The following is a 26199-nucleotide window of genomic DNA, read 5'->3' on the forward strand; positions in this document are numbered from 1 at the left end:
TTAATTTGATGGAGGGGAGTTGTTGCCCTTTGATGGAACAGCTGAAGTCTGAATCAACAGAAAAGGAGTTTCTAGGCGTTGTCGGAAAATCCGTGACGCGTGTGGATGCCTGGGACAAGGTGACCGGAAGGGCTCAATATATAGATGACATACCTTTCCCCGGCTGTTGGTACGGCGGAACGGTAAGAAGCGATGTGCCTCGCGGGAAAATTGTAGGAATCAGGCAGGATCCGTCCTTTGACTGGTCCAAGGTGGTATTTGTAACGGCAAAAGACCTTCCGGGCCCGAACGAAGTGGCCATGGTTAGGTGTGACATGCCCATATTGGCAGAGGATATCGTAAATTACGTATCGGAACCCATAGCGCTCGTTGCCGCCCCTACAAAGGCACTCCTCAAGGCTGCACTGAAGGCCGTAAAGGTTGAAATCGAACCACTGGAGCCTGTTCTTTCCATCGAGGAGGCCCTTGAGGGCAAAAACGTGATATGGGGCGATGACAACGTCCTTGCCAAGTTCGAGGTAAAAAGGGGAGACGTCGACGAGGCCTTCAAGGAAGCCGACATCATCATAGAGGAGACCTACAGGACGGGCCATCAGGAACAGCTTTACCTGGAACCTCAGGGCATGGTGGCCCTCCCTCGCGACGGCGGGGGCGTGGAGGTAGTAGGTTCGCTGCAGTGTCCCTACTACATACATGGCGCCATGACACATGCCTTAAACCTCCCACCCGACAAGGTCGTAATAAAACAGGCCGTGACGGGAGGAGGCTTTGGCGGAAAGGAAGATTTTCCCTCCCTTCTTGCGATACACGCAGCCGTGCTGGCCTTGAAGGTCAAAAGACCTGTAAAGATCATCTACGACAGGGCTGAAGACATGGTATCGACCACCAAGAGGCATCCTTCCAAGATAAGGCACAGAACGGGAGTAAAGAAGGACGGTACTATAGTTGCACAGGATATAGATTTGATATTGGATGGAGGAGCCTACACGACTTTAAGCATTGTAGTGCTTCAAAGGTCGCTGCTTCACGCCACGGGCTGCTACAACATACCAAACGCACGAATCCTCGCCAGGGCCGTAGCCACAAATACCCCGCCAAACGGTGCCTTCAGGGGCTTTGGCGCACCCCAAAGCATATTTGCCATGGAAAGGCAGATGGACAAAATAGCAAGGACGCTTGGCTTAAGTCCTATAGAGGTGCGGCGTAAAAACCTGTTAAAGAGCGGAGATGCCTTTCCCTTCGGTCAAAGGGTCGAAGACGACGGTGCAAGGCTGGTCTTTGAACGTGCCTTAGCGATCTCGGAATACGAAAGGAAAAGGGCCGAGTATTCAAAGGACCAAGGCCCGAAGAAACGTGGCATCGGCGTGTCGCTTTTCCTTCACGGAGGGGGATTTACGGGATCGGGAGAACAGAGGATAAACGGTAAGATAAAGCTTCGCCTGACCGGCGACGAGGTCGAGCTTTACGTGAGCAACGTCGATATGGGGCAGGGTGCGGCTACGGTGCTCGCCCAGATAGCAGCCCAAGGGCTTAAAATACCTTTCGAAAAGGTGAGGTACTGTCCTCCGGATACGTCAAAGGCTCCCGACAGCGGGCCCACAGTTGCGTCGCGTACCACAATGATAGTGGGAAAGATAGTGCTTCGCGGGACGGAAAAGCTTATTGGCCGTCTCAAGGAGCACGTGTCCAGATATTTCGATGTCTCCCTTGAAGACATAGCCTATGAAAATGGGATATTTCTTGAAAATGGTATGCCCTTAGCTGACTTCTTTGAGATAGCTAGGCGCATCGAGGGAGAAAGCGGGCCTCTTGAGGTCATGGGCAACTACGTCCACCCGCAGGGCTTAAGCTGGGATGACGAAAAGTGCCAGGGAGATGCATACCAGGGTTACGCCTGGGGAGCAAACGTTTTGGAGGTGGAAGTCGATACCGATACCTGGGAGGTAAGACCCTTGCGGGATACTGTCGTGGTAGACGTGGGCACTGCCATAAATCCCTTGCTTGCCGTTGGCCAGGTAGAAGGCGGAAGCCTGCAGGGATTGGGCTACGGCTACCTTGAGGTCATAGAGATGGAAGGCGGCAGGTATAGGAACAACAGGCTTTCAAATTACGCCATACCAACAAGCGTCGATTGCCCCGACTTCTTCGTCGAGCTGATGGAGATTCCATGCAGCAGAGGAGCCTTTGGGGCAAAGGGATTGGGCGAAATGCCCCTAAACGGAGGAGGGCCTGCGGTGGCAGCTGCCATTGAGCACGCCACGGGGCTTTTTGCAAACAGGCTTCCCGTTACGGGAGAGGTGCTTACTGCACTTGAGCAAAAAGGGGATGAAAGACGATCATGAGGTTACAGTTTACTTTAAACGGACAGGAAATTACGGCTGAGGTTTCTCCCCTGGACCGACTGCTTGACGTATTGCGAGAGTACTTGGGTTACACCGGGACCAAGGAAGGTTGTGGCGAGGGCGAATGCGGTGCCTGTTCCGTCTTGCTGGATGGCAGGCTTGTCAACTCTTGTCTTGTGCCTGCCATTCAGATTAGGGGTGCCGATGTGCTGACTATAGAAGGCTTAAGCGGCGAAGATGACGAACTTCAGGAAGCCTTCGTCGAGGAAGGGGCGGTACAGTGCGGATTTTGTATCCCCGGAATGGTGTTGGCGGCACGTGCCCTTTTAAGCGAAAACCCCCATCCGACCAGGCACGACATAAAGCATGCCCTGGCTGGAAATTTGTGCCGCTGCACGGGGTATGAGCGGATATTTAGGGCGGTGGAACGTGCAGCATCACAAGGTTATGGAGATAAAATTTCCACGCGAAACTCGAGGCAGGACAAGGGCAGAAAAAGCTTATTTGAACTGCAGGGAAGTGAGCCGTCGTGGGCCTTCGTGCCTCAAAGCTTGGACGAGGCACTGGAGATTTTAAGCGAGTACCACGATGTGACGCTGCTTTCCGGATGCACGGACTTTTACCCCGACCTAAAGAAGGGAAAACCCGAGCCCGCAAGGGTGATGGACATCTGGGGCTTGAGCGACATTTGCGGGATAAAGATGAAAGACGGCTACATCGAGATCGGAAGCGGCACGACCTTTAGCGATATAGCTTCCTGCGAGACGATTAAAAAATATCTTCCGGCGCTGGCGGATCTTTCGACCATGATAGGCGCAAGGGCCATACAGAACCGTGCCACAATTGGAGGAAATATAGTCAATGCCTCCGCCGCCGCTGACAGTCCACCGCTTTTGTTTGTCTATGGCTCGACGGCAGTGCTTCGAAGCAAAAACGGGACGCGTGAGGTCTCCATTGCCGAGCTTTTTGGGGGCTACAGAAAGACCGTCCTGAAGCCGGGAGAAATGCTTGCAAGCATAAAGATTCCGCTTCCTTCGCCAGGTGCGCATCAGTTTTTCTACAAGAGGGGCTCAAGGCTTGCTTTGACCATATCTAGGCTTTCCGTGGCCGGGCTCATCGAGCTTGAAGGCGACGTGGTAAGCAGCGTTCGCATAGCTACGGGCAGCATGTCTCCCGTGCCGTCGTTTTTGACCAAGACCGAAGGGTACCTTAAAGGCAAAAGGCTGACGGGAGAGGTCATAGAAACTGCTGCTGCAATTGCAAGCGAAGAAGTATCTCCCAGGACTTCTAAGGACTACAGAAAGCATGTCACGGGCAGGCTGGTATCGCGATTCTTAAAGGAGGCCAGATCATGAGCTGTAACGATAAGGCGTTGTTTGACAGGCTGCTTGACGTGATCGAATACGACATTCTGCCGCAGACTAAAAAATGCGTTCCCTTGGGCCATAAGGTCTTTGGCGGTGCGGTGCTCAAGGCGGACGATTTGTCCTTGGTGGTGGCCGCCACCAATCACGAGGGAGAAAACCCCATATTTCACGGCGAGATATATACGATACTGAAGTTCTTTGAGCTTAAAGACCATCCAAAGCCGCAGGATTGCATCTTTCTTTCGACGCACGAACCCTGTTCGATGTGCCTGTCTGCCATAGCCTGGGCAGGGTTTCCGAAGATCTATTACTTCTTTAAGTACGAGGATACCGAGGATGTCTTTAACATCCCGCATGACATCAGGATGCTCAAAGAAGTGTTCGAATGCGAGCGTCCAAGCCATAAGAACTCCTTCTTTGAGTCGTACTGCATTCTGGAAATGCTGCCTAACATTCAAAACGACCCAGAGGTTAAGCGTCGCATAGAAAGGATAGTTTCAGAGTATGACGACCTTTCAAGGCAGTACCAGGCCATCAAGGATAGGATAGATAATATCATAAGAAAGTGATAAAGTTAAAACGGGTGGGGTTGAAGGAAAGGTTTTTATGTAAATGTCGCCTTAGAGGCGATCATCACAAAGGGGGTAGATAGATCGGGTTATCGGCGTTATTAAAGGCTTAAAGGCCTTGGAGGTTAGCATAAAACGTTTAAAGGAGGTGCTTGTTTTATGGGTGAGTGGTTGGACAAAAGGTTTAACATAACTGCGAGCGGCAGTAGCATTCACACCGAGATAATTGCCGGCATCACCACGTTTATGACCATGGCTTACATAATATTCGTCAACCCCGCTATTTTAAGCGAAGCCGGCATGGATTTCGGAGCGGTCATGACGGCGACCTGCTTGGGTGCAGCCGTAGGGACTTTCTTGATGGCGTTCCTGGCTAATTATCCCTTTGCCCTTGCGCCTGGCATGGGGCTTAACGCCTTTTTTGCCTATACCGTCGTGCTTGGAATGCAAGTTAGCTGGCAGGTGGCGCTTGCGTGTGTGTTCTTCGACGGAGTCATATTTATCATACTGACCGCGGGCAAGGTAAGGCAGGCCATCGTCAATGCCGTTCCCTACACCCTCAAGGTGGCGGTAGGAGCCGGCATAGGTATGTTCATCGCCCTAATTGGCTTAATTCAGGCAGGCATCATAGCGGATAACCCCGCTACGCTAGTTTCTCTCGGAAACCTCAAATCCCCCATTCCTATCCTTGCCATGATAGGACTTCTCATAATGGCCGTACTCCACGCTTACAGGGTTAAAGGAGCCCTTCTTTGGGGGATACTTATCATAACGATCATTAGCATACCGCTCGGGATAACGACGCCGCCTGAAGGATTTTTCTCCATGCCACCAAGCATTGCTCCCCTGTTTTTGAAGTTCGACCTTAAGGGTGCGTTGACCTTTGCAATGTTTCCCGTGATCATAACCTTCGTGTTCGTCGATATGTTCGACACGATCGGAACGCTTATAGGCGTTTCGACGCGTGCCGGCATGCTTAACGAAAAAGGAGAACTTCCCAGAGTCGGCCAAGCGCTCTTTGCCGATGCTGTTGCCACAGTGGTAGGTGCCTGCGTCGGGACCAGCACCGTTACGACCTACGTGGAAAGCGCAGCCGGGGTTGAGGAGGGGGGCCGCACCGGTTTAACGGCCCTAGTAGTGGGGATACTCTTTTTGTGCGCCCTCTTCATATCTCCCATAGCAAAGATTGTACCGTCTGTGGCCACTGCGCCGGCTCTGGTCATGGTTGGCGTCTTCATGATGCAGTCACTTAAAAATTTGAATTTCGACGATCTGACCGAGATAACCCCCGCGTGTATCACGATATTTGCGATGCCCTTTACTTACTCCATAGCAGAAGGCATTTCCTGGGGGATAATCTCCTACGCCCTGATCAAGTTGCTCTCCGGGCGCGGCAAGGAAGTCAGCAAGACCATGTATGTGCTGGCCATACTTTTCTTGCTCAAGGAGTTTGCCCTTTAATGTAAGTTGAAAACTTAAGGTTAAACGAAGGCCTGCCACGCTATGTCCCTACGGTAGTGGGCGTCCTTGAAGGTTATGGATGATATAGCGCGGTAGGCCTTATCTCTTGCCTCTTTCAGGTCGTCGGCAAGCCCAACGACCGTAAGCACCCTTCCGCCGTTAGTGAGAAATTTGCCCCCTTCCATCCTGGTTCCCGAGTGAAATGCGATGACGTCGTCTTTGCCTTCAAGGGCATCTAAGCCTTCGATGGGGTAGCCGATTTCGTATTTGTCCGGGTATCCGCCGGAGGCCATTACGACACCTACGCCGCTTCTGGCGGCGTTGATCTGAGCGCTTTCCTCGAGGTTGCCGCCTGCGCAGGAAACAAAGATCCTGCCCCAATCCACGTCGCAAATGGGGATGACGACTTGCGCCTCAGGATCGCCAAAGCGAACGTTATATTCAAGCACATAAGGAGAGCCTTCATGTATCATCAATCCTGCGTAAATCGTGCCCCTAAAGTCAATCCCTTTGCGCTTTAAGCCCTCTACGGTTGGTTTTACAACTTCGTCTTCGATCTTAGCTTTAAGCGTATCGTCAACCTGAGGTAGGGGAGAGTAAGCCCCCATTCCTCCCGTGTTTGGGCCCTTGTCACCGTCGTAAGCCCTTTTGTGGTCCTGGCTTAAGGGAAGCATCCTGTAAGTCCTTCCGTCAGTTATCGCCATGGCCGTAATCTCGTATCCTGCCAGGAAATCTTCTATTACGACGGTACGCCCTGACTCCCCTAGGACGCCTTTCACCAGCAGTTGATCTAAAATATTGCGTGCTTCCGTCGTGTCATCTATGATGAAGGCGCCCTTTCCCGCAGCTAAGCCGTCTGCCTTTATGACGAAAGGCGGCGTACGCTTCTTTAATGCTTCTAAGGCTTTATCGAAACTGCTGCATACGTCAAAGGGCGCGGTGGGAATACGGCAGTCATTCATGAACCTTTTGGCGAAGGCCTTGCTTCCTTCAAGCATTGCACCTGCCCTTCCGGGGCCGTAAACTTTGATGCCTTCTTTTCTGAGCACGTCGGCGACACCTGCGACAAGCGGAGCCTCGGGGCCTATGACTACGATATCGACCTTTTGGGTTAACGAAAGCTCAAGGACTTCCTTTGAATTTACCGGATTTAGCGGAAAGACCTCCACCATTTTTGATATGCCGCCGTTTCCGGGGGCTGTTATGACCTCATCTACGAAACTTGATTTCTTCAAGGCGTAAACCAGGGCGTGTTCCCTTCCTCCTGCCCCCAAGACCAGTGCTTTCATGGCCTATACCTCCTTGCCGTCAGTGCCTAAAGGCTCGCATCTTCGTCACGAGCATGGGTATTCTATGCTTGATGCAAGCTTCCTTGACCTCTTCGTCGCGTTTCGAGCCTCCCGGCTGAAGTATGAGAGCGATGTCTGCACGGGCTGCAATCTCTATACTGTCGGGGAAGGGGAAAAAGCCGTCTGAGGCCAAAACAGAACCTTTAGCTTTTTGTCCTGCGTGCCTTACCGCCCATTCGACGGCATCAACGCGGCTCGTAAAGCCCGATGCGATGGCAACCGTGGCTCCGTCCTTTGCCAGGGCTATGGCGTTGCTTTTTGCCAAGGCGGCTGCCTTCCAGGCGACCAAAGCATCATCTTTTAGCTCAGGGCGTCTTTCACCAGTCCATTCGCCTCCTTCAAAGTCCGGGTCAGGAGCCATTACGTCTTCCTGCGCCAAAAACCCGAAGGCGGTCTTGGTCAACCGCAGCTCATCGCGCTTGCTTAAATCGAAGGAGATTAACCTCAGGTTGGGCCTTTTTTCCTTAAATGCTTCGACGGCTTCAGTTGAAAAGCCTGGAGCTACGATGATTTCATAAAACTTTGATGCAAGTTTCACCGCTGTGTCCTTGTCCACCTCGCGAGTCAGCCCTATGATGCCCCCATAAGCTGACAGGGGATCGCAGGCCAAGGCACCTTCATAAGCTGACGGCAAATCCTTTCCAATGGCCATCCCGCAGGGGGTGGTGTGTTTTATGATCACGCATCCTGTCCTGTCGCCCAAAAGCAGGATGCCCTTTACGGCTGCCTCTGCGTCGAGGATATTGTTATAAGACAGTTCACTTCCTCCAAGCTGCTTAAAGGGAAGTTTTTGCAGCGGTTGAGCGTAAAGGGCGGCCCTTTGATAGGGGTTTTCGCCGTACCTTAGGGAAGCAGCCTTTTTTAAGGACACAGGGTAAACATCGGGAAACAAATCTTCTTCCTTCATGGCCTTGGACAGCGCGAAATGGATGATCGAATCGTAGGAAGCGGTGGCGGCGAGGGCCTTTAGCGCCAAGCGTTGGCGCGTTTTAATGGAGACGTTACCAAGGGACTTGATCTCTTCGATGACCGTGCCGTAATCGCGAGGGTCAGTTACGATAGTGACGTAGCGATAATTTTTTGCTGCAGCCCTTATAAGCGTTACGCCCCCGATGTCGATGTTTTCGATGAGATCTCCCAGATCTGCCTTCCTCTTTGCCACTTCCTCGAAGGGATACAAGTTGCAGACGACTACGTCTATAAGCGGTATGTTCCATTTTTCGACGTCCGCCAGGTCTGCATCGAAATCTCGCCTTGCCAGTATGCCTCCAAGCACCGAAGGATGCAGGGTCTTGACGCGTCCTCCAAGGATATGGGGGTAGCCCGACAGGTCTGCTATTTCCCTGACGGAAAGACCGTGTTCCTTTAAGTAATTTGCCGTCCCTGAGGATGAAACTATTTCGTAGCCCGCCTCATGTAAGCCCTTTGCCAGCTCTTCGACCCCGCTTTTGTCGAAGACGGAAATGAGCGCCCTTCTAACGTGATCCCTCAATTATCATACGCCTCCCTCGTCTTAGGTAGCGGCCCGCAAAGAGGTCTTTAAGCGTCCGCCAGTAGATGTCGTGTTCGACCTCATGTATCTTTGCCTCTAAGCTTTCAAGGCTGTCCTCGTCCAAGATGCGAACTTCGGCCTGGTTCAATATGGGGCCGTGATCCACCATTTCATCGACCAGATGCACGGTGACGCCCGTAACCTTGACACCGTATTCGTAGGCATCCTTTATGGCCTGCGTTCCCGGAAATGCTGGCAGTAACGACGGATGTATGTTTACTACCCTTTCGCTGTGTCTGGCCACAAATTGAGAGGAAAGTATCCTCATAAAGCCCGCCAGCACGATCCAGTCGACCGAATGTTTGCTAAGTTCTTCATCCAAGGCGGCCTCAGCTATGGCCCTGCCCCTATCGTAGGGAAGTACCAGCGTCTTGAAGTTCATGACTTTGGCCTTATTGAGACCTAAAGCATCAGCCTTATCGCTTGCGACGAAGGCTACGTTTGCATTAAGCTCTCCGCTTTTGCATTTGCCGGCCAGGGCCTCCATGTTGGTGCCGCGACCGGATATTAAAATTGCCATGTTCGTCACGCCGTGATCACCTCGCCTATCACGCAGTAAGGCTCGCTCATCTCCTTTAAGGTGTCCTCAAGGCCGGGAAGGTTGGTTTTTTCGATGACCAAGACAAACCCTATGCCTAAGTTGAATACCTTTCTCATCTCCCCTTCCTCGACGCCCGCCTTGGCGATGAGATCGTAGATCTTAGGCCTTTTCCAGGAGCTGTAATCTACTGATATGGCAAGTCCCTCGGGTATGACCCGCATGACGTTGCCTTCAAGGCCGCCTCCCGTGATGTGTGCCATTGCCTTTATTCTAACCTTTTCCATTATTTTTGCTATGATACGGGGATAAAGTCGCGTTGGTTCAAGGAGAGTTTTATAAAGTGGCCTTCCTTCCCCCAGGGGATCGCTGTCAAGGGAAAGCTTCAAGCCGTCTTCCAGCAGCACCTTTCGCACCAGGCTGAAGCCGTTACTGTGAAGCCCGCTCGAAGGGAGGCCTACCAGCAGGTCGCATGCCGTTATGTCTTGGCCTGTGATGAGTTTGCTTTTTTTGGCCAAGCCCACGGCAAAACCTGCCAGATCAAATCCGTCTGGGGGATAAGTGCCCGGCATCTCCGCTGTTTCCCCGCCAAGCAGGGCGCAACCGCTTTGCCTGCAGGCCTCGGCGATGCCGTAAATTAGGCCGGAAAACCTTTGACCATCCAGCCTACCGCAGGCTATGTAGTCTAGGAAAAACAATGGCCTGGCGCCACAGGTTATGAGGTCGTTTACGTTCATGGCGACTAAGTCCTGGCCCAATCCGGCAAACTGGTCGGCCTTCTTTGCTATTTCAAGCTTTGTGCCTACGCCGTCGCAGCAGGCCGCAAGACAGAGGTCATCCCCCAGGTCGTAAAGGCCGCTAAAACCTCCTATCCCTGAGATGACGCCTTCTTGAGCTATGGATGCGGCCCTCTTTACGATGTCTATCCAGTCGTCAGCCGCCTTTAAGGACACGCCCGCACCTTCGTAGGTCCACTTCACCTTGGTCACTCCTTTAGATATAGGCCGCTAAAGCAAGCCGTGCAAAGCTCCTCTTCGGGAAGGCCAACAGAGCAAACGAGGTCGCTTACGTCAAGAAAGCACAGGGAATCTGCTCCTACATAGTCCCTTAAGGCCTCTACGTCCATTTTGGCAGCAGCCAGGTCGGAAGACGTCGGCGTGTCGATGCCGTAAAGACAAGGAAATTTCACGGGAGGGGAGGCTATTCGAAGGTGCACCCTCATGGCACCGGCATCTCGAAGAAATTTAACAGCCATCTTGGACGTGGTGCCACGAACGATGGAGTCGTCCACGACTACGATGCTTTTGCCCTTGATTAAGCCCTTTATTGGGTTCAGCTTGATCTGCACCCCGAGAGATCTCACTCTTTGTGTTGGCTGTATGAAGGTGCGCCCGACATACCTGTTTTTGACGACTGCCATCTCGAAGGGCAGCTTTGATTTCGAGGCATATCCTAAGGCGCCTATTGTGCCGCTGTCGGGCATGCCCAAGACCAGCTCGCCCTCACTGCAGGGGCATGTGCAGGCAAGCCTTTGTCCTAACTTGAGCCTCACGTCGTAGACGGATTTGTCGTCTATGACGCTGTCGGGGCGTGCCAGATATACGTATTCAAAGGAACATCTGAAATGTCTCTCTGCCTTTACGGGCATGTTTAAGCTTTCAAGCTTGCCCTCCTCTATGATGACTATTTCGCCAGGCGCTACGTCTCTGACGAAATCGGCGTTCACTATGTCCAGCGCGCAACTTTCGGAGGCCACATAGTAAACGTCATCCCTTTTTCCTATGACCAAAGGCCTAAATCCCCAAGGGTCCCTGGCTGCGACCAGACGACCTTCGATTATGGCTATGATACTAAAGGCACCCCTTAGTTTGCTTAAGGACTTTACCAGAGCATCTATGGGAGACAGGCTTTGCTCGTGCGCCATGAGGTGCAATATCACTTCCGTATCTGTGGTAGATTGAAATATGGCGCCTCTGGATTCCAGGTCGCGTTTAAGGGCCCTTGCGTTCGTTATGTTGCCGTTGTGGGCAACGGCGATTTGTCCCTTTGAGTAGGTGGCATGCAGGGGTTGGGCGTTTATTATGTTGGACTCCCCTGCAGTCGAGTAGCGCACATGCCCTATGGCGCATTTTGTCCTTTCTTTGGCCAGCTCTTCCTGATTTAAACAGGCATGCACCAAACCCATTCCCTTTTGAAGCTCTAAGTTTCCCTTGCCGTCAAGCCATGCTATCCCTGCCGATTCCTGCCCGCGGTGCTGAAGGGCATATAAACCCAGGTACAGGTCCTCTAAAACGGAAGACATCCTTGGAGCGCTTACGCCAAATATCCCGCACATCTTCTTACCTCCGGATCAGACAAATCGAAGCGTGTCATCTTTGATAACGCTCCCTAGCTCTGTAACCTTAAAACCATCCCATATTTCAAGGAATTTATCCGTCTTTTCCTCCGGTACCGCGTAAAGCGCGCGAGGGCATCCTTCGCCAAAAAGAAATTCCACGTCAAAGCTTTTGATTGCAGCGCCCAAATTGGATTGCCTTAGCATCTTGATGATCGCCATCGCGACTCCCCCCAAGCCGACGCACCTGCCGCTTGAGGCTGCCGCCTCCAAGGCAGTTTTACGTGCACGGCTGCAAAAGTCGCGCTCGGCGTCAAAGTCGAGAGGCTCAAGGGGTCCGCTTAACCTTCCTTCAAAGATCCGCTCAAAGGCGCTTGCCTTCAAAGACCCGCCGCTTCCGACGAGAAATAGCTTGTCCGATACATTTGGCTCGTTGCTTTTTAAGAACTTCTCGTCGTCGAAATACCCGACGGCACATACAACGGGCGATGGCAATATGGCGCCCTGGGGCGACTCGTTATAAAGGCTCACGTTTCCTGAGACTATGGGGCAGTCAAGCTCCTGACAAGCTAACGCCATTCCCCTTATGACCTCGGACATGGTCCAGAAGTTTTCCGGAACCTCCGGGGACGGAAAGTTGAGGCAATCGGTCATGCCCAAAGGATACGCCCCGGCGACGGCCAATTTTCTTACTGCCTTGGCCACGGTCTCCATGCCCCCGATCAGCGGATCAATCGCGCATCTCCACGGGTCGCTTGCCGCAGATAAGGCTATGAGCCTGTCAATCTCCTTGACGTAGATGATTGCCACGGAGTTTCCCGGCCCAAGCGTGGTCCTTGTTTGAACCATGTGATCGTATTGCTCGTATATCCAGGATTTGTCCTCAAACTGAGGAAGCTCGGATAAGGCCTTTGCAACCGACATGGGGTCCTTGCCGTCTATGTTGGTTTGAGGTTTTGTGGGGTAATGTATGACCCTTTGGGCAGGCTCCCTTTTTGGCCAGTCTATCGTGGGGCCCGAAGCGAGCATGGAAGCCGGAACGTCTGCTGCCACCTGGCCCTTGAAGTACAAAACGAACCTGTCCTGCTCGATGAGCCTTCCAATATTGGCGCACTCAAGCCCCCATTTGTCGGCTATCTTTTTGACGTCGCCGTAGTGTCGTTCTTCTATGACCAAAAGCATCCTTTCCTGGGATTCGGACAAGGCGATCTCAAAGGGGTTCATGCTCTCTTCCCGCAAGGGTACGTTATCAAGGTAAAGTTCTGCGCCGGCATGAGCCTTGGCGGCCAGCTCGACGGCAGAGGACGTTATGCCGGCGGCGCCCATGTCCTGCATGCTCACTATAAATCCTTTGTCCAAAATTTCGAGGCAGCACTCTATGAGCAACTTTTCGGCGAAGGGATCTCCCATTTGGACCTGTGGCTTGCTCTTCTTGACGGCTTCATCTAGCTCTGCGGATGCAAAGGCAGCGCCTGCGATCCCATCGCGGCCGGTCTTTGAGCCAAGAAGTACCAGCACATGTCCTGGCTTGGAAGTATCTGACTTCACGACACCGTCTAACCTTACAAGCCCTGCGCACATCGCGTTTACCAGTGGATTTCCCGCGTAGCAGGGGTCGTAGTAAGTAAGGCCTCCGACGGTGGGTACGCCTACGCAGTTGCCGTAGCTTCCGACGCCCTTTATTATCCCTTCTCTAAGGTAATTCGATCTTCTGTCGTCCGGAGGCCCAAAAAAGAGGCAATCCATCGAGGCGATGGGCCTGGCTCCCATGGCAATTACGTCCCTTATTATCCCTCCTACGCCTGTTGCGGCGCCCTGGACGGGCTCGACGGCGGAGGGGTGATTGTGGCTTTCCATCTTAAAGGCTATGCCGATACCTGAGCCTATATCAACGATACCGGCGTTTTCTCCAGGTCCCTGAAAGACGTATCTGCCCTTCGTTGGAAACATGGCAAGCAGACGTTTTGTTGACTTGTAGCAGCAATGCTCGGACCACATCACGCCGAAGAGGCCAAGCTCCGTATCGTTGGGTTCCCTTTGCAAGGTCTCCTTTATTTGTCTGTATTCTTCTTCCCTAAGCCCGAAAAGGTCTTTCTTCATCTTCGTATCTCCTTTACCCACTCGTTTATTCCCTTGAAAAACCTCACGCCGTCCTGACCTCCCACCAACGGGTGAACGACGCGCTCGGGATGTGGCATCAGGCCCAAGACGTTTTTGGATGCGTTGGTTATCCCGGCTATGGCGTTAAGCGAGCCGTTTGGGTTGTTCAGGTAGCGAAGGGTCACGCAGCCGCTTTCCTCAAGCTTTGCTAAAGATGTGTCATCCAAATAAAATAGCCCTTCATGGTGGGCTATGGGGAAGTTGACCACTTCGCCCTGCTTGTAGAGGAAGGTAAAGGGCGTGTCAATTTGCTCGATCCTTATCTTACAAGGTCTGCATATGAACTTGGTCGAGACGTTAGGAAGGAGCACTCCCGGAAGGAGATGGGCTTCCGTAAGTATCTGAAATCCGTTGCAAATGCCCAAAACCAGCCCCCCGCTTGAGGCAAATTCGACCACCGACCCCATGATGGGAGACTTAGCGGCCATGGCGCCGCTTCGCAAGTAATCGCCGTAAGAAAATCCTCCGGGCAGGACGACGACGTCGCTTTCGGGCAACGACTTTTCGGTGTGCCACACCATGCTTACGTCGGCGTTACAGCAGACCTCGAAGGCCCACTTCACGTCCAGGTCGCAGTTGCTTCCGGGGAATACGATCACCGAGACCTTCATCTATATTTCCTCCAGTTCAAAGGCGTATTCCTCGATCAGATCGTTAACAAGCAAGTCTTCGCACATCTTCTTTACCTTGAATTCAGCCTCTTGGTGCGACGGCGAATTTAAGGTTATCTTTAAATACTTGCCGACGCGAACGTCTTGGACCTCGGGGTAATTGAGCGAATGAAGCGAAGAAAGCACGGTTTTTCCCTGGGTATCCAATACTCCTTCTTTTAGGTATATGAAAAGTCTTGCCTCGTAGTGCTTTTGTATAGCTGCCTTTGGTTGACCAATTCTGCGCCAGATCTCCTCGTAGGCTTCAAGGACATTTCCCAGGTCCTTCCTGAACCTGTCCTTGTCAAGCCGTTCCTTGGAAGACAAATCCCAAAAGCGACACGTGTCGGGAGAGATCTCGTCGGCGACGTAGATGTTGCCCTCTTCGTCAGTGCCGAACTCAAGCTTGAAGTCTACCAGCTTGATGCCGCGCTCGTACAGATATTTGGAAAGTATGTCGTTTACCTTAAGGCTAAGTTCCTTCATCTTTTCCACTTGAGGCTTTGAGGCAAAACAGAAGGCCCTGATGTGGTCTTCCGTGACCAAGGGATCGCCAAGCTCGTCGTTTTTGAGGTAAAACTCCACAAGCGGCGGCACCAGGTCTAAGCCTTCCTCGACGCCAAGCCTCTTGCACAAAGAGCCGGTGCTCGTGTTTCTTACGACCACTTCCAATGGGATTATCTTGAGCCTTTTAACGAGCTGGTGGTTGTCGTCGATTAGTTTTACGAAGTGGGTGGGGATGCCTTTATCCTGAAGAAGCTTTAAAAATGTGGCGCTTATGAGGTTTGTGAACCTTCCCTTGCCCTGCATGGTGTCTTTCTTTTGCGCGTTGAAGGCCGTCAAGGAATCCTTGTACTCGAATATCGCAAGGGTCGGATCGTCGGTCTCGTAGACCTTCTTTGCCTTGCCCTCGTAAATTAACTTAATTTTATTCATATCATCACCTTCATATGTGGAATTTTCGCTTACATTTATGCCATAGAAGGGTAGAAATGTCAATAATTTTTGGGCTCATTCCATTCTGTAAAACCCAACGCAACAGGGGCAGTTTGCAGGTCATCATGTTTACTCGCTAATGTAATTTTGATTTGATATATTTTAATTTTTTTCTAAAAAGAGTAAAATAAATTTGCATTAATTTTACGGCCCTTGAATATAGACAGGGAAACGGCATGCCACAAAGAAAGCATTTACGTTATCCCTTGCGACGAGGGTCTTTTTACCGTCATCTATTCCGCAAAGAGAGAAGTTTTCAACTGTTATCTCGAAGTGGTCAATATTATGATTGCCAAAGGGGTGATAAGCATGTGTAAAAGACTTATGCTTTTGTTTTCGTTGCTTCTGGTGCCTTTGATTTTTTCGACGGCCATGGCGGCCGGCGCTGTCACAGAGGACGGGGTGACCGAACAAAATGTCAAAAACTTCACCTATCATCTTGCTTTCGGCGAAAGAAGCGTAACTTTAAAAGACGGCAAGTACGAACAGCCACACCCCGACTACCTGCACGTATGGATAGATAATTTCATCATAGATGACGTGGACAGAAACGGCACATCCGACGCAGTAGTGGTATTGGCCCAAAACGGCGGTGGCAGCGGGACGTTTTTTGAGCTAACCGCCTTGCTTGCAACGCAAAACGGCATCGTGCAGACGAACTCTGTTTCTCTTGGAGATCGCGTAAAGATCGACAGCGTCAAGGTGGTCGAAAATAGCGAGGCTCTGTCAACGAGCTTGTTTGAGCCCAAAAAGATCGTCATTGACATATTGACCCATAAGGAAAGCGATTCGTCGTGCTGTCCTACGCAAAAGGAGAGCTTAAACTTTGCCCTCTATGAAGATGAGCTGGTCTCCTACGAAGATGTACCTCCCACGATCGTAAAAAAGCCCGCGATTTATCTGTATCCACAGAAAGAGATCAAGGTGAAGGTAAAAGTTGACGTCAACGGCGAGATCACCAAAAGCATCCCTCAATACGGCAACGGCTGGGAAGTTACCGCTAGCCCCAAGGGAAAGATCGGCGGCAAATACGACTACCTCTTCTATGAAGCCAGGTTAAACAGCCTGCCACAGCTTCCCGAAGAAGGATGGGTCGTGGCTTACGACGAGCTGGGCAAGTGGTTCGACAAAAACCTTGCTGCCTTAGGTCTTAATGGTAAGGAAGCACGCGACCTCAAGGAATACTGGATCAAGAACCTAAAGCCCGCGAAGTATTACGTAATAAAGCTTTTGGACAGAAACTTTATAGACGAAAACCTGAAACTGCAGGTTTCACCCACGCCTCAGACCGTCATCAGGCTCATGCTTTACTTTAAGCCTACTGACCATTTCGATATACTGAAGGCGCCAAAACCGCAGAAGACCGTGAGGGTAGGATTTACGGTGGTCGAGTGGGGCGGCATCGTTGAAGACTCGGACGCAGACGTATGCTTGAAACCTGCCTATTCGCTTCTCCCCGATGATACGGGCATTTTGCTGCTTCGGGCCGTAAGCGTCGGACAGCACAAGCTGTCGATCACGGTTAATTCCGGAGGTTGTACGGATAAAGATACGATAAAGGCTGTCGTAAATAAGGTAGATGCCATAGACGGCCAGGTCCCCGTTTACGAGCTCACGTTTTTGCGCGAAAAGCCCGACCTTTGTAAGGCCTTTCTGCCCGAGGGAGTGGTGATCGACTACGATCTCGAAAAGGATTTTGGATTTAAGATGCCCTACGTCGTTACCGTAACAAACCCGGTGCTTCCGATCGTCAAAGATGAGCCTTACTTCACCATTTCTTCAATTAGGATCGAGATAGAGGAACCAAAGGCAACCTCGGACGCTCAAGACTATTATGTCATGCTTAAAAAGGGTTTGATCGATGCCACCGTTAGGGCCATTAGGCTTGAGATAAATAGGTATGAAGCTTCAAACCACAGCGATAAGCAGGAAAAGATCGGTTACCTCAAAGGAGAACTAGCCAGATTCGAGGGTATGAAACCGCAGGATTACGTTCTAGAAACATCTGAATGGCAAAACGGCGATGAAAATCCGCTCGAAAACTTCGGCAAGTTCGGGCCGCTCATGCCCCCTGAGGAGAGGGAAGCGGAAGTTATCGTTACCGACGAGCTTGAATACGGTTCGATTTTGACCGTTACCGGCATGACCAGGTCGGGCCCCTTTTATCACGTTGCAGGCGTGATGAATGACGATTTCAAGGCCCTGACGCCCGGAAAGCACAAGGTAAAACTTTACTTGGTCTATAAAAGGGAGTACTTCGGCGGCATCCCCGATTACTACGTGTTTATAGGTGACAAATTGCAGTAAAGCTCAAAGTGGAGTAGTGGTAATATTTGACATATAGCATATGTGGAGTACATGGGTCAGAAGTGAGGTAATATGTTTTATATCCTGATAACTGTCATAAGCTTTATAGCAGGATCAATCACCGGGCTAATTGGTGCTAGCGGTGTAATGGTAATAGTACCGGGGCTCGTGATGTTGGGTTGTTCTACCTTCGATGCCATAGGTTGCAGCCTCTTTGCCGATGCCTTGGCCTCCCTTGTCGTGGCCTGGACTTACTCCAGGTACGGCAACCTAAACTTGAGGCAAGGTTGGCTGATAGCCCTGGGGTCGGTATTGGGTGCACAGTTGGGAAGCTTCATTTCGCCCCATCTGCCCGAGATGGGAGTGGGCGGGTCCTTTGGCGTCCTGCTTTTGGTTTCAGCCGCCATGTTTTGGCGGAAGGGAAGCAAAAAGGCAGCCATAAAGCCCGAAGGCAGGGCGACGTCGAATGATGAAGTTAAAGGTTTTTTGAAGGTCTTGAGGGATAATCCAAAAACGTCGGGAACGATCCTGGGCGTGCTGGTGGGGATCATAAGCGGAATCCTTGGCGCCGGCGGAGGAGTGATGATCCTACTGATACTGGTCTTCGTAATGGGCTACAAGGTGCACGAAGGAGTAGGCACCTCAACGCTCATCATGGCCTTTACGGCAGCTTCCGGAGCTTTGGGACATGCCTTCACGGGAAATCTCCCCATGGACATTGCCGTACCCAGCGCGATCGGCACGGTAATAGGGGGAAGGTTAACGGCAGGCTTTGCCAACAAGACAAATGAGGCGGTCTTGGGAAAGATAGTCGGCATCATCTTTGCCGTGCTGGGAGCGTTGATGATTTTTGGGATTGGGCAGTAGCAGTAGGGCATGTTTATGATTAAATAAAACGAACTGGAGAATCGTCGTGCAAGACAAGCACTTCATTAATTCTATAAGCTGGATTTTAATTATTTACATAGCCATTGAATGAGAGGAGAGAGATAGGCATGGCTACTATGGGGTATTATCAGGCAGGGTTTGAAGGCCTTAGGTCCAGGATCAGGGTAACCGTCGAAGCTCCATTTTACGGCAATAACGTGGTATCCGTAGGCTCTTTGAGGGAAGCTTACGGCCTTGCCAAGGATAGCCCGGGGACAGTTGAGCTCACGGGTATGCCCGTATTCGATGCCGAAAGGCAAGGTCTGCCCGAGGGCGCAAACGTGTTGTTGTTTAACGACGGCGGTGTAGTGGGCCGCTGCGCCGCGGCAAGGAGGATAATAGGAGAGCCGAATGTAAGCGTCGAGGAATACGCCTCCAAACTTCGCGAGGCCGTTTACGGGACGAGGTTTCGCAAATTGTATCACGTACAGGCCGTCGTGGGATTGGACCTAGACTTCATGGTCAAGGCCCACCTCTTGATCCCCGAGGGACACGAAAATATCCTGTACAACTGGCTGCTCAACTTTCAGTACTTAAACGAGCGTTACAGTGAGATGTATCGCAGCTCAAAGCTTTACCCCGAAGGGGACATATTCGTCTTTTCCGACCCGGATTGGCAACATCCTGACCATCCTCTGGGACTTGCTCTTTTTGACCCCCTTCACAACTGCGCCGCCATACTGGGCATGAGGTATTTTGGCGAGTTCAAGAAGGGAACATTGACGCTTGCCTGGGGAACGGCAGCAAGAAACGGCTTTCTTTCCTGTCATGGCGGGCTAAAGCGATTTCGGCTGCCATACGGCAAAAGCTTCGTCATGGCGGTATTCGGGCTGTCCGGATCGGGAAAATCGACCATTACGCACGCAAAACATAACGGTAAGTACGATATAACCGTATTGCACGACGACGCCTTCGTCGTCAACCGGGAAAAGGGATACTCCATAGCCCTGGAACCCACCTATTTCGACAAGACACAGGATTACACGATTACCAGCGAAGCAAGTAAGTATATCGTTACGCTGCAAAACAACGGCGTAACCGTGGGTGAGGACGGCAAACTATACGCAGTAATGGAAGACATCCGAAACGGAAATGGCAGGGCCATACGATCCAGGTTTTGGTCACCGAACAGGGCCGACCGCTTGGATGATCCTATAAACGCCCTCTTTTGGATCATGAGGGATCCGAACCTGCCGCCCGTTGTCAAGGTAACTGATCCCTGCCTTGGCTCGACCATGGGCGCGACCCTTGCCACAAGGAGGACGACGGCAGAAAGGCTTTTGCCCGGCATCGATCCAAATGCATTGGTCTTTGAGCCCTATGCTAACCCCTTTAGGGTGTATCCTTTAAGCGTAGATTACGAGGGCTTCAAGCACCTTTTGGCCGAAGGCGTCGACTGTTACGTCTTAAATACAGGAGAGTTCATGGGCAAAAAGATCGAATCTAAGATGACCCTGGAGATAATAGAGGCCATCGTAGAAGAAAGGGCGCACTTCGTGCCTTGGGAGGATTTTTCGGGCCTTCAGATCATGGAGATAGAGGGGTTTGTGCCGAATTTTAAAGACGAAAACTATCGGGAGCAGTTCGCGGCCAGAATCAAGGACAGGATCAAGTTCGTAAAAGACAGAGATACGGAAAAGGGAGGGTTTGACAAACTGCCCCCGGAAGCGGGGAAAGCCTTGGAGGACATTTTGCAGGGCATAAGTAATTTAGTCGGTTAGACAAGCCATGGAAGAGCAGCTGTTGAGACTTGCCCTGATGTTTGCCACCGACAGACAAACAAAAACTGTATGGGTCGAAGAAGCTGATCGAAAGAATGAGGCCCGATGAAGTCTCGTTAAGCCGCCCAAGGTACGTCAGGAGTTTTACACAAAAAGCGGGACAAAGGATATCTCCAGCAAAGTAAGCTCCTTTGTCCCCTTTTTATTGATTCATGACCCTTCGAAGTTGCCCGCACGCAGCGTTTATGTCGGAACCCCTTTCGCGCCTTATCTCACATTCTATGTTGAGCTTGGAAAGGATGTCAGCGAAGGCCTTGATGCGACCGTCCGTAGACCTTTTAAAATTGCCTCCGGGCACGCTATTGTAGGGTATCAGGTTTACGTAAACGGACAGGCCGCTTAAAAGCGTTGCAAGCTCGTATGCATGCTCCGTCGAGTCGTTGACGCCGTTCATCATTAGATATTCGATGGTGATGCGATCCTTCGTGGCCGATTGATATTTTCGAAGCGCTTCCATCAGGGTTGACAGCGGATATTGTTTGTTTATAGGCATCAGCTTGCTTCTCAGCTGATCGTTTGGCGCATGCAAAGATACAGAAAGCCTCACCGGGATCTTCATCTCGGCCAAAGCCAATATTCCGGGTACTACCCCTGCCGTTGATATGGTGAAGTGCCTGATGCCAAGGCCCCTCATCTTGGGTTCGTTTAATATTCGAATGCTTTTAAATACCGCTTCCTGATTTAAGAAAGGCTCCCCCATCCCCATGTATACTATGTTGTCTATGTCCTGGTCTGTAAACTTTTCCATAGCAAGGAATTGGCCCGTTATTTCTCCAGCCGACAGATTTCTTACAAACCCACTTTTCCCCGAGGCACAAAAGGCACATGACAAAGGGCAGCCTACCTGGGTCGAAAGACATGCAGTCAAGCGCCCCTGCTGCACAAGCAAGACCGATTCCACACTTTCGCCGTCCTGCAATTGCCATAGAAACTTTCTGGTGCCGTCCTTGGAGGTCTCCATGCGGGCCAAAACAGGCGGCGTAATGACGATGCTTCCTGCCAGTTTTTGCCTCAAGTCTTTGCTTAAGTTTGTCATCTCGTAAAAGTCGAATACCTTTTTTTGGTAGATCCACTGACATACCTGGTCTGCCCTGTATCTTTGAAGGCCAAATTTTTCGGATAAGGCATCTACCCACTCCGGATAATCCAGGTCAAGGCCGTTTACTGCTTCGTCCATTCCTCGTTTCCTCCTGGTCTTGGTGATAACCTGCCTGCAGGCAGTCTTTTATAGCAGATTTTGCCGATTATATCAATGGGATGTCAGGAAAAAGTCCACAGTTGTAACGACGCGGACCATTTTGAAGTCGGGGGAACCGGCGTCCCTGTCCTCAACGGTGAAATACCCCTGGGAGGCCCTCCTTATGGCTCCAACTTTGCTGCCCGAATCTCGGGCAAACTGCTCGGCAGCTTCTCTGGCGTTTTTGGTCGCCTCGGCGATCATCTCGGGCTTTATGTCGTTTAGTTTGGTGAAGGCAAATTGCGCTGAGCTGTCCTCGCCTATGGCAATTCCGGCAGATACAAGCTGTCCTGCCTTTTCCATGGCCTTTTTAACGTTTGCAACGTCGCCCGACCGCAATGTAACCCTTGTTACGGCGACGTAGCGATATTCTCTGCCTTTGCCCGCATCGTAGTAGGGCAGAGCCTGTGTGTCGGTTATCTGCGGCGGCATGCTTGAGATCTCGGATTCAGGGAAACCTGCCTCAAGCAGGAAGTTATACAGCTTTGTCTTGTTATCGTCGATGCTTCTTTGAAGTTCCTCCAAGTCGTTGGCGGAGTTCCTGAAGGATATGCTCCAAATGGCAAGGTCTGCCTCCACGATCCGTTCTGACAACCCCTTTACGGTGACATAGCGTTCCGCGGACTTAAACTCTACCAGGGCATTACCTATGATATAGCTTGCTATGATGAGCCCACAGGCCAAACATATTCCTAAAGCCAAAAAAGCGACAGTTCTTCGGTCCGTCATCTTTGGATGCCCCCTTTTTATTTATTATAGCCTGTATAAAGCATCGGCGTTACAGTATTTACGCAGGTTAAGCTTGTTAGTTGGACCGATTAGAGGATGTGCTTTCAAAGCTCATAGAGCATATTCATATTTATGACACATTTATGTTTACAAATATGTTACTAATAAGTATACTTAATATAGGACTTTCAAGGGAGATGATGAAAAATGGCAAGCAGCACTGTCCGCATCGACTCTTCAACCCACAAGATGCTGCAAAGCCTTTCGGCCCAAACGGGACGCAAGATGCAGGAAATTTTAGGCGAAGCGGTCGAGCTGTACCGCCGCAAGCTCCTGCTCGATAAAGCTAACGCCGCCTTCGCCGCTTTGAAGGCAGACTCACAGGCGTGGAAGGAAGAGCAGGAAGAAAGAGCCGACTGGGATGTTACGCTCCTTGACGGGCTGAAGGACAATTAAAAATGGCAGAACCATCTCGCGGAGAGATATGGCTGGTGGACTTAAATCCCGTTTGCGGTCACGAGCAGGCAGGCAGACGTCCGGCCCTTGTCGTTTCGGTCGACGGCTTTAATCACGGACCTGCCGGGCTTGTGATTGTAATTCCCATTACCACAAAGGATAAGGGCATTCCCCTTCACGTCGGCGTTTTCCCGCCGGAAGGCGGCCTGAACGAGCAAAGCTTCATAAAATGCGAAGACGTCCGTTCGGTCGCAAAAGAACGGCTTGTTAGATGCCTTGGAAGGGTGGAAGAAGGAACGCTTGCGGAAGTAGAAGATAGGCTGCGCATCCTTTTGGGATTATGAATTATACACCTGCAGGATATAGCTTAGCATCTAATTAATCTTTTTGTTGCTTATAACCCCTTCTTCCAGTATCCTGATCTCCCGCTTCCTGGGCACGACCTTTGCCGTAAGAAACCCTGGCCGGAAACCGATGGTGTTTCGTACGGGCAATATCATTTACTACTATAAGTTTTTAAAGCAGCTTTAATCTTTCCTCGACGAAGTCGATGTGCCGTTCCATTTCTTTAGCAGCAGCATCACCGTTTCTTTTTTGTATATATGGTATTATAATTTTTGAAAGCTATTATGCTATTGATGAGATGATATGAAATTTGAAAAAACCAATTTTATAATTTCGCGGTAAGCTCTATACGAAAAGGTGATGAAAATGACGAACATATTGAGGCAATTTAGTTTCGAGTTGCCCACGAGGATCGAATACGGAGTGGGCATAGTAAGCAAACTTGGGGACGAACTAAAGAAACTTGGAGCCCAAAAAGTATGCATAATCACAGACCCCGGAATCATAAAGGCAGGCTTGCTGGGAAAAATAAAGCCCATCTTAAATGAAGAGGGGATCTCCTACGGCATTTTCGATGGGATAGATCCCAATCCGAAGGACCGAAACGTCGAAAGCGGCGCTCGGACCGTAAGTAGCTTTCAAGCGGATGCAATGATAGCCATAGGCGGAGGAAGCGTGATCGATTGCGCCAAGGCAATTGGCGTTTTGGTTTCCCACGGCGGGGAGAGGATAAAGGATTTCGAGGGAAGGACTAAAGTAAAAAAGCCCATCCTTCCCTTCGTCGCCATACCGACAACCGCCGGGACGGGAAGCGAGGTTACCTTTTCGGCGGTAATCACTGACACTGAGAACAACTACAAGATGACGGTCAAAAGTCCCTACATGGCCGCAAAGATTGCCATGCTTGACCCCGAACTTACCGTAACCGTTCCGTCTCATATAACCGCCTCTACGGGCATGGATGCCTTGACGCACGCCATAGAGGCCTACACCGTCAAGGTTTCTGAGCCTGTCAGCGATGCGCTGGCTTTATACGCGGTTGAGCTGATAACGCACAATCTAGCAAGGGCAGTGAAAGATGGGGAAGACATCGAGGCGCGGGCCAGCATGTTGGTGGGAAGTTTGCTTGCCGGGATCGCTTTTAGCCACTCCGACGTCGGTTCCGTTCACTGCATGGCCGAGGCCTTGGGCGGCATTTACGATGCGCCCCACGGGGTCTGCAACGCCGTATTGTTGCCCTACGTGATGGAATACAACGCCGAGTGTTGCATTGAAAAGTACGCAAGGATTGCAAAGGCAATGGGAGAGACCTTTGAAACTTCTCGGGAAGGTGCCATGAAGGCCGTAGAAAGGGTCAAAAAACTGGCCAAGGAAGTGGGCCTGCCCTCTTTCAATAGCCTTGGCGTAAAAGAATCAGACCTTGAAAGGTTGGCAGATATGGCAGCCGGAAACATCTCCACGGATAGCAATCCTCGTGAAATGAGCAAAGAGGATTACCTGGTGCTATTTAAAAAAGCGCTGGCGGATTGAAGCCCATGGAGAGCTGCTGTTAATGAAAAGCTTAAGAGAAGATGCCCTTAGGATAATAGAGGATTCTATTAGCTCGGTATTGCCCGAAAGGGCAGTGGAACAAGAGCTTAGAAAGCTAGATTTGGGTGACAAGATTTATTTGGTCGCCATAGGAAAAGCTGCCTGGAGGATGGCCAAGTCCGCGAAGGACTGTCTTAAGGACAAGGTGAAAGGCGGCGTTGTCATCACCAAATACGGACATTCCCAAGGTCCAATAGAGGGGCTGAAGATCTACGAAGCGGGCCATCCCATACCCGACGAAAATACGATCAGCTCCACGAAAGAGGCCGTAGAACTTGCGAAGGGCCTATCGAAGGACGATACTGTGCTGTTTTTGGTCTCCGGAGGAGGGTCTGCACTTTTTGAGCTTCCCGTAGATGGCGTGAGCCTGGAGGATATAAAGAACGTCACCGATATGCTTTTAAGGTGCGGGGCCAATATCGTGGAGATAAACGCCATCAGAAAGCGGATGTCTCAGGTAAAGGGCGGAAGGTTTGCTCTGATGGCCTCGCCAGCCAAGGTGTATTCCCTCGTTCTTTCAGACGTTTTGGGCGACAGGCTTGATAGCATCGCCTCAGGCCCCGCTTATCCCGACTCGACGACGGTCGAAGACGTGAGAAAAATAATAAGGAAATACGACTTAAAATTGCCGAGGCATATACTTCAAAGCCTGAGCGAAGAAACCCCTAAAAGCCTTGACAACGTTGAAACCAGGATAATAGGAAGCGTCTCCAAGGTATGTGAAAGCGCAAAAAATGTGGCTGCAAGTTTGGGATACAATGCCATGATCCTGACTACCACGCTAGATTGTGAGGCAAGCGAAGCAGGCCTGTTTTTGGCCGCGATTGCCAGAGAAGAGGTTGAAAAAGAAAGGCCTCTGAAAAGGCCCTGTGCGATAATCCTGGGCGGCGAGACGGTCGTACACGTAAAAGGAACCGGAAAAGGGGGCAGGAACCAGGAGCTTGTCCTGTCTGCTGCCCGAGGCATAAAAAACTGTACAGGAGTTGTGATTGCCTCCGTAGGTACGGACGGTACCGACGGTCCGACGGATGCGGCGGGCGGTATCGTCGACGGAAGGACGGCGACATTATTAGAGGAAGCCGGCATAGATATCGACGACGCCTTAAACGACAACGATTCCTATCACGCCTTACAAAAAGTCAATAGCTTGATAAGGACAGGGCCGACGGGCACAAACGTAAATGATTTGATATTTATATTATGCGATGAGACGAAAGTCCGGGAAAATTGATGCCTCAGAAAATCCAGTAAAAATGGTGGGCGACACAGGTTTCGAACCTGTGACCTCTTCCGTGTGGGGGAAGCGCTCTCCCCTTATCTGTCGCCGGGATATTTGCCTTTCCCTTGCCCCGTGGATGATTTCCCTTCGTAAATACTTTACTTGTGTCCTGTACGATAAGTCGAGCATGTCTTGTTGTTGAGAAATTCTTATCCCGAAAGTCATTATCCGGGCCTTGACAGGCAGAGTCCGTTGTCTATAATTAAACCATCAATTAGTGGGATTTTCC

Annotated in this window: 21 protein-coding genes; 11 read left to right on the top strand and 10 right to left on the bottom strand. The window is 51.0% G+C overall.

All coding sequences use genetic code 11. From position 1 onward, the window contains the following. Positions 1 to 32: 32 nt before the first annotated feature. The 4 genes from BUQ78_RS08975 to BUQ78_RS08990 all read left to right on the top strand — a co-directional run bounded on the left by BUQ78_RS08975 (position 33) and on the right by BUQ78_RS08990 (position 5739). Positions 33 to 2342 carry a xanthine dehydrogenase family protein molybdopterin-binding subunit gene (locus BUQ78_RS08975; protein WP_074199968.1) on the top strand — a complete coding sequence of 770 codons (2310 nt, stop codon included), beginning with the start codon at positions 33 to 35 and terminating at the stop codon, positions 2340 to 2342. Further along, the gene (locus BUQ78_RS08980; protein ID WP_074199969.1) at positions 2339 to 3697 is read left to right on the top strand and encodes an FAD binding domain-containing protein; all 1359 of its coding nucleotides are present in this window, start codon (positions 2339 to 2341) and stop codon (positions 3695 to 3697) included. The genes BUQ78_RS08975 and BUQ78_RS08980 overlap by 4 nt, the downstream gene beginning before the upstream one ends. Then, on the top strand, positions 3694 to 4278 hold the full coding sequence (locus BUQ78_RS08985) for a deaminase (RefSeq protein WP_074199970.1): 585 nt from the start codon (positions 3694 to 3696) through the stop codon (positions 4276 to 4278). Before BUQ78_RS08980 ends, BUQ78_RS08985 begins: the two co-directional genes overlap by 4 nt. Positions 4279 to 4437: 159 nt before the next feature. Further along, entirely contained in the window at positions 4438 to 5739 is a 1302-nt protein-coding gene (locus tag BUQ78_RS08990; RefSeq protein WP_074199971.1) for an NCS2 family permease, read from the top strand. Between the two features lie 20 nt (positions 5740 to 5759). Here the strand turns inward: BUQ78_RS08990 and purD are convergent, their stop codons facing one another. Genes purD through purC form a run of 8 tightly spaced genes read right to left on the bottom strand, consistent with a single transcriptional unit; the run spans position 5760 to position 15259 of the window. Continuing rightward, positions 5760 to 7028, bottom strand: a complete 1269-nt coding sequence (purD, locus tag BUQ78_RS08995; RefSeq protein ID WP_074199972.1) for a phosphoribosylamine--glycine ligase — start codon at positions 7026 to 7028, stop codon at positions 5760 to 5762. Between the two features lie 19 nt (positions 7029 to 7047). Next, positions 7048 to 8580 (bottom strand): bifunctional phosphoribosylaminoimidazolecarboxamide formyltransferase/IMP cyclohydrolase, encoded by a 1533-nt coding sequence (purH, locus tag BUQ78_RS09000; protein WP_074199973.1) that lies wholly within the window; start codon positions 8578 to 8580, stop codon positions 7048 to 7050. After that, positions 8564 to 9160: a phosphoribosylglycinamide formyltransferase gene (gene purN / locus BUQ78_RS09005; protein WP_318259654.1), complete on the bottom strand. Its 597-nt coding sequence runs from the start codon at positions 9158 to 9160 to the stop codon at positions 8564 to 8566. Before purN ends, purH begins: the two co-directional genes overlap by 17 nt. 5 nt (positions 9161 to 9165) lie before the next feature. Further along, positions 9166 to 10158, bottom strand: coding sequence for a phosphoribosylformylglycinamidine cyclo-ligase (purM, locus tag BUQ78_RS09010; RefSeq protein WP_074199975.1), 993 nt, complete (start codon positions 10156 to 10158; stop codon positions 9166 to 9168). Between the two features lie 5 nt (positions 10159 to 10163). Beyond that, positions 10164 to 11513: an amidophosphoribosyltransferase gene (purF, locus tag BUQ78_RS09015; protein WP_074199976.1), complete on the bottom strand. Its 1350-nt coding sequence runs from the start codon at positions 11511 to 11513 to the stop codon at positions 10164 to 10166. A gap of 15 nt (positions 11514 to 11528) precedes the next feature. Next, positions 11529 to 13613, bottom strand: coding sequence for a phosphoribosylformylglycinamidine synthase subunit PurL (purL, locus tag BUQ78_RS09020; protein ID WP_074199977.1), 2085 nt, complete (start codon positions 13611 to 13613; stop codon positions 11529 to 11531). Next, positions 13610 to 14284, bottom strand: coding sequence for a phosphoribosylformylglycinamidine synthase subunit PurQ (gene purQ, locus BUQ78_RS09025; protein ID WP_074199978.1), 675 nt, complete (start codon positions 14282 to 14284; stop codon positions 13610 to 13612). Before purQ ends, purL begins: the two co-directional genes overlap by 4 nt. Continuing rightward, on the bottom strand, positions 14285 to 15259 hold the full coding sequence (gene purC, locus BUQ78_RS09030; RefSeq protein WP_074199979.1) for a phosphoribosylaminoimidazolesuccinocarboxamide synthase: 975 nt from the start codon (positions 15257 to 15259) through the stop codon (positions 14285 to 14287). A gap of 369 nt (positions 15260 to 15628) precedes the next feature. Between purC and BUQ78_RS09035 the strand changes: the two genes are divergently transcribed. The 3 genes from BUQ78_RS09035 to BUQ78_RS09045 all read left to right on the top strand — a co-directional run bounded on the left by BUQ78_RS09035 (position 15629) and on the right by BUQ78_RS09045 (position 20274). Then, positions 15629 to 17626, top strand: coding sequence for a hypothetical protein (locus BUQ78_RS09035; RefSeq protein ID WP_074200219.1), 1998 nt, complete (start codon positions 15629 to 15631; stop codon positions 17624 to 17626). A gap of 72 nt (positions 17627 to 17698) precedes the next feature. After that, positions 17699 to 18493 (top strand): sulfite exporter TauE/SafE family protein, encoded by a 795-nt coding sequence (locus BUQ78_RS09040; protein WP_074199980.1) that lies wholly within the window; start codon positions 17699 to 17701, stop codon positions 18491 to 18493. Between the two features lie 128 nt (positions 18494 to 18621). After that, complete coding sequence (locus BUQ78_RS09045) at positions 18622 to 20274, top strand: phosphoenolpyruvate carboxykinase (ATP) (RefSeq protein WP_074199981.1); 1653 nt, start codon at positions 18622 to 18624, stop codon at positions 20272 to 20274. 202 nt (positions 20275 to 20476) lie between these two features. Here the strand turns inward: BUQ78_RS09045 and rlmN are convergent, their stop codons facing one another. After that, entirely contained in the window at positions 20477 to 21511 is a 1035-nt protein-coding gene (gene rlmN, locus BUQ78_RS09050) for a dual-specificity RNA methyltransferase RlmN (protein WP_074199982.1), read from the bottom strand. Between the two features lie 72 nt (positions 21512 to 21583). Further along, entirely contained in the window at positions 21584 to 22300 is a 717-nt protein-coding gene (locus BUQ78_RS09055) for an SIMPL domain-containing protein (protein ID WP_074199983.1), read from the bottom strand. Between the two features lie 207 nt (positions 22301 to 22507). Between BUQ78_RS09055 and BUQ78_RS09060 the strand changes: the two genes are divergently transcribed. From BUQ78_RS09060 to BUQ78_RS09075, 4 genes are all read left to right on the top strand, one after another. After that, positions 22508 to 22756 carry a toxin-antitoxin system protein gene (locus BUQ78_RS09060; RefSeq protein ID WP_074199984.1) on the top strand — a complete coding sequence of 83 codons (249 nt, stop codon included), beginning with the start codon at positions 22508 to 22510 and terminating at the stop codon, positions 22754 to 22756. 2 nt (positions 22757 to 22758) lie between these two features. Next, positions 22759 to 23100 carry a type II toxin-antitoxin system PemK/MazF family toxin gene (locus BUQ78_RS09065; RefSeq protein ID WP_074199985.1) on the top strand — a complete coding sequence of 114 codons (342 nt, stop codon included), beginning with the start codon at positions 22759 to 22761 and terminating at the stop codon, positions 23098 to 23100. 367 nt (positions 23101 to 23467) lie between these two features. Next, on the top strand, positions 23468 to 24631 hold the full coding sequence (locus BUQ78_RS09070) for an iron-containing alcohol dehydrogenase (RefSeq protein WP_074199986.1): 1164 nt from the start codon (positions 23468 to 23470) through the stop codon (positions 24629 to 24631). A 22-nt stretch (positions 24632 to 24653) separates the two neighbouring features. Then, the gene (locus BUQ78_RS09075; protein ID WP_074199987.1) at positions 24654 to 25922 is read left to right on the top strand and encodes a glycerate kinase type-2 family protein; all 1269 of its coding nucleotides are present in this window, start codon (positions 24654 to 24656) and stop codon (positions 25920 to 25922) included. Positions 25923 to 26199: the final 277 nt, after the last annotated feature.

Origin of the sequence: Acetomicrobium flavidum (assembly GCF_900129645.1) — a bacterium.
GTDB classification, from domain to species: Bacteria; Synergistota; Synergistia; order Synergistales; family Acetomicrobiaceae; genus Acetomicrobium; species Acetomicrobium flavidum.